Here is a 4,502-nt window from a genome sequence, read left to right as displayed (position 1 = left end):
TCGAACCTCATCATCTCGGGCCGCTACATCCTGCAGCCAGAGGTGATGCGCACGCTGGAAAGCCAGGAAAAGGGCGCAGGCGGTGAGATCCAGCTCACCGATGCCATGGCGCTGATGATCGGTACCCAGCCGTTCCACGCGGTGAGCTTTGCGGGCAAACGCTATGACTGCGGATCGAAGGCGGGCTATATCCAGGCAAACCTCGCGATTGCACTGGATCGCAATGACATGGGCGCAGAGATCCGCGCGTTTGCGCTTGATCTGCTGGCTAACTGATCACGAACCCACGAGGGTAAGCGCCAACAAAACTTATTAGTCCAAACCGAGCCGGCGTCTGCAAACATCTCGGACTAGACCCTGAAGGATCGTAACGCGTTCCCCTAGCCACGCCAGCTCCTCGTCGCTGATCTTGTAGTGTGGGGAATAGCGCGCATTGACATACGCCTGCCGCAGCAATTCGAAGCAGCGGCGGCTGAACCGGTCATCGCGCGGCCAAGCTGTGATCAGCTCGGACGCGATTTTCTCGGCATGACTGCGAAGAAAGCCTAGTTTGTGAGATTTGGGGCTGTAAAGCGTTAGCACCAGCAGCGCGCAGTGATAGGCGCGTTCAGCAGCCTGGTGCAAAGTGAATGCCGCATCGTTATGTTCGCCGTCTTCCAGGTATCTAGCAGCGCCACGAACCGCGCTGCCGACTTTTGGAAACCATTGATCAAAGTGTTTCTGCGCTTCTTCACGCGCGGCAGTGGGCGCAAGCTTTGTTGGGGTCGCAAACGGAAAGCCCTTGGCCTCATAAAGCGCAACGCCCTGTGCGGCGATGTCCACGAAGAACGGACGACCCTGTTCGAGCTGCTTGTTCACATCCTTGAGGCTGTGGACTATAAAGCTAACCGGCGCGCTCAACGTTTGGGTGATCGTCATTTCGCGCATCAGCCGATCATCGGCAGCCGCCCAATAGTCAACGACATCGGTCAGGCGTTCGTCATCGACCACCACGAGCAGGTCATAATCTGACTTATAGCCACCGATCGGATCGTCGACCCATTCACCGCGGGCATAGCTTCCATAAAGAACAACCTTGACGATACGACCCTGCTTTTTCCATGGTGCGGTGCTGCTGCCGATGGCTGACGAAAACTCTTCAAAAAGGATGCGGACTGCCCACTGCAGCTCCTGCTGCTTCCGGCCGGGCAGATGATCTAGATCGGTTCGCATGCGCGCATCGTGCGACCCAGGGGCTGCCATTGCAAGCCTGCACTGAACCAGAATGCTCAGACGCATCCGTCACGGACCAATTTTTGGCAAGCCTGCAGCGAACTGAGCATGCTTCATCGCCACCACCTTGCCTGCCAGCACAAATTTATATCAAGGGTAGAAAATCATCCGTGGTTGCCCGGTGGTTGCTAAATACGCCATTTGCGGTGGAATAACGAAGAATTGTTCGTTGTTTCAGACACCTACTTCCAAAATAGAGTTTGCTGTGGTACTTTAGCGATCATTTCCAAATTTTGGGCTACGGTTGGGTGAGGGGCTATGAAATCGCTCGTCCAGATGGCGTTAGGTTGATCCAATGGCGACGCAAGGAGGCGTAGCCATGAGTGCTTAATTTGGTTGCCGGAGACGCAAATGCGTCGGATCGGGCCAGATGCTCCGTTGTCGCACGGAGTTCAAAGGGTTGGTGATCGCCGGGTCATCAGCTGCATCAACTTCGTCATCCGCAACGGTCTGTGGTGGCGCGATGTTTCTGCAAAGTACGCTGCGCCCAAGACCATCTACAGCCGTTTCATCCGCTGGATCCATCTGGACGAGTTCGACAAGATTTGCACAGCATTGGCGGCCACGGCTCGAAATCCAAATCAGTTGATGATCGACGCTACTCATTTGAAGCCGCGTATCACAGGAGCTAGCCGACCCAAAAAGGATTTGAACCGCCCCGGGACTGCTGGAGGCCATTTGGTTTAAGTTACGCGGCCATGGAGACGTCGTCCAGCATGGCGTAATATCGTTCCTCGGCTTCGGCGGGCGGGACATTACCGATGGGCTCCAGCAGCCGCCTGTTGTTGAACCAGTCAACCCATTCAAGCGTGGCATATTCGACAGCTTCAAGCGATCGCCATGGACCTCGCCGGTGGATCACCTCGGCCTTGTAAAGGCCATTGATTGTCTCGGCCAGGGCGTTGTCGTAGCTGTCACCAACACTCTCGACCGACGGCTCGATCCCGGACTCGGCGAGCCGCTCGGTATATTTGATTGATAGATATTGGCTGCCGCGGTCGCTGTGGTGGACAAGTCCGCCACGATGAACAGGCTGGCGATCATGGATAGGTTGCTCGAGTGCATCCAGGACGAAGCTGGCATGTGCCATCCTGCTGACCCGCCAGCCCACGATATAGCGGGCATAGACATCGATGACGAACGCCACATAAACGAAGCCCGCTCATGTCGCGACAAAGGTAAAGTCCGACACCCAAAGCATGTGGGGTGCCGGCGCATAGAACTGCCGGTTCACCTGGTCGAGTGGGCAAGCTGCAGCTTTGTCGCTGATCGTCGTGCGCACCGGCTTGCCGCGGGTGACACCTTGCAACCCCAGGTCACGCATCAGCCGCTAGATGGTGCGACGCGCGACGGCGAAGCCCTCGCGGTTCATCTCCCGCCAGACTTTACGCACCCCGTTAACGCCGAAGTTCTCGGCAAAGACGCGCAGCACCTCGGGCTTCAGATCCCGATCGCGCCGAGCACGATCCGATAGCCTACCTGAATCTCGTCGCTGTGCGACACGCTCATGATAGGTAGACGGGGCGATCGGCAGAACCCGTCAGATCGGCTCGACCCCATAAACCTCACGATGCCCGTCAATGAAGGCAGTCATCTCCGAAGCGGGCGGTCGAGCTCCGCCTGGGCAAAATATGCCGACGCCTTGCGCAAAATCTCGTTGGCCTGGCGTAACTCGCGGCTCTCGCGCCCGAGCGCCTTAAGGCGATCAGCCATCCCGGTCGGCATGCCGGCGCGCTTGCCGCTATCTACCTCAGCCTTCTTCACCCACTCATGAAGAGTCTGTGGAACGCAGCCGATCTATGCTGCGATCGAAACAATGGCTGCCCATCGTGAAGGATGATCGCCTTCGTCATCCAGGACAATCCGGACCGCACGTGCGAATTTGCTGGTTATCTTACTCATCGTAGGCCCTTCCTCTCAGGAGTTAGGGCCTCCGGCAATCCCGGGGCAGTTCACTTGCGTATACCCAGGCTTGTTCAAGCGTCATCAACCATTTCTTAGTCTAAAGTACTTGATTTCCCTAGAAAACTCCTGTTTTCAAGCTTATGAGTAGGCCATGCTAAGGGCATGGCTCGTTAAGGATACCCTCATGGATAGTAAAACATGGACAGATTTGGAAGCCCTCAGCTATATAGCCAGCTACTCTGACCTTACTGCCACGCTGGGTCCGGACCCGTCCGCAGGACGCGCCCATTTTGCAAATGCAGGGTTTGCCGAAGGGCGGAAAATCTCATTTCAACCGCTTTCGTATATTGCCTCCCACAGCGATTTGATATCGGCATTTAGAACCGACGGCTTGGCAGCTACCAAGCATTTTATCACAACGGGCTTCGCTGAAGGTCGTGCAACGAGCTTTGATGCGCTCGCCTATGTTGCTTCATATTCTGATCTCATCTCAGCGTTTGGCACAGACAGTGAGGCGGCAGCCGAACATTATATCCGGTCGGGATTCCGCGAAGGCCGGGTCCCCAGCTTTAACGCTTCATCCTACATCGCATCCTACGGGGATCTGATACAAGCCTTCGGTTCCGATACCGTTGCAGCAACGCGACATTTTATCAGCTCTGGGTCGAAAGAAGGTCGTGCCGCCAGCTTTGATGGGTTGGCATATCTCGCATCCAATTCGGACTTGATTGCCGCTTTCGGTACAGACGTTGCCGCTGCGACCAGGCACTATATTTCAACGGGAGCCACAGAGGGGCGCGCGACTAATTTTGACGCCGTAGCCTATCTTCTCAGCCAGCCAGATCTCGGCTCGTCGGGAATCGGCGCTGGGGGTGCGCTAAATCACTGGGTCCGGACAGGGTTCAATGAAGGGCGGTCTGGTGATCAGTTATTCGGTCGTGAGCAATCCAGCCACGCATTCGGCTTAGACACCCCGGTGACCGGCGAAATCGATACAGCAGCCGATAGAGACTGGTTCAAAATTGATCTGGCGGCTGGGCAGCAGATTCAGTTCTCGGTTCGTGGAGGAACAGGTTTTGCAGGTACGATCGGTGTTCATGATGATGGTGGGCGCAGAATAACATCGGTCGTTGAAAATACGGCTTCTGGTGTCCAGACAGTATCCATGACGGCGGCAAAGGCCGGGGCTTATTACATCGTCGTATCCGGCTCGAATGGATATACCGGTGGTTATGAGCTTGCCGCCGACCCACTGTTTATTCTCCTAATCGGCACGAGCGGGGCTGACACTTTGGTTGGCACGGCTGGCAACGATCTTCTGCAGG

General features: G+C 56.1%; 3 protein-coding genes, 2 pseudogenes and 1 other annotated feature. Of the genes and pseudogenes, 3 read left to right on the top strand and 2 right to left on the bottom strand.

Annotation, left to right across the window (positions count from 1 at the left end):
* Positions 1–276: pseudogene (locus tag D618_RS18670) on the top strand (UTP--glucose-1-phosphate uridylyltransferase); the annotation flags it as partial.
* Positions 277–312: 36 nt separating this feature from the next.
* On the opposite strand, the gene D618_RS0115710 reads toward D618_RS18670, so the two are convergent.
* The gene (locus tag D618_RS0115710; RefSeq protein WP_040370946.1) at positions 313–1,212 is read right to left on the bottom strand and encodes a HEPN domain-containing protein; all 900 of its coding nucleotides are present in this window, start codon (positions 1,210–1,212) and stop codon (positions 313–315) included.
* A gap of 411 nt (positions 1,213–1,623) precedes the next feature.
* Here D618_RS0115710 and D618_RS19545 point away from each other — a divergent pair, with 411 nt between their 5' ends.
* Positions 1,624–1,959, top strand: coding sequence for a transposase (locus D618_RS19545; protein WP_081590549.1), 336 nt, complete (start codon positions 1,624–1,626; stop codon positions 1,957–1,959).
* Between the two features lies 1 nt (position 1,960).
* Here D618_RS19545 and D618_RS18665 read toward each other — a convergent pair.
* Positions 1,961–3,174: pseudogene (locus D618_RS18665) on the bottom strand (IS3 family transposase).
* Positions 2,792–2,908 (bottom strand) — a sequence feature (AL1L pseudoknot). It overlaps the preceding pseudogene by 117 nt.
* 187 nt (positions 3,175–3,361) lie before the next feature.
* On the opposite strand from D618_RS18665, the gene D618_RS19765 reads away from it, so the two are divergent.
* On the top strand, positions 3,362–4,502 hold a 1,141-nt coding region (locus tag D618_RS19765; protein ID WP_193746733.1), incomplete at its 3' end, for a PPC domain-containing protein.

The sequence above is a fragment of the Blastomonas sp. AAP53 genome, from assembly GCF_000331245.1.
In the GTDB taxonomy this organism is placed as follows: domain Bacteria; phylum Pseudomonadota; class Alphaproteobacteria; order Sphingomonadales; family Sphingomonadaceae; genus Blastomonas.
The sequence above is the reverse complement of the archived record's forward strand: the minus strand, read 5'-3'. Positions and strand labels throughout refer to the sequence as shown.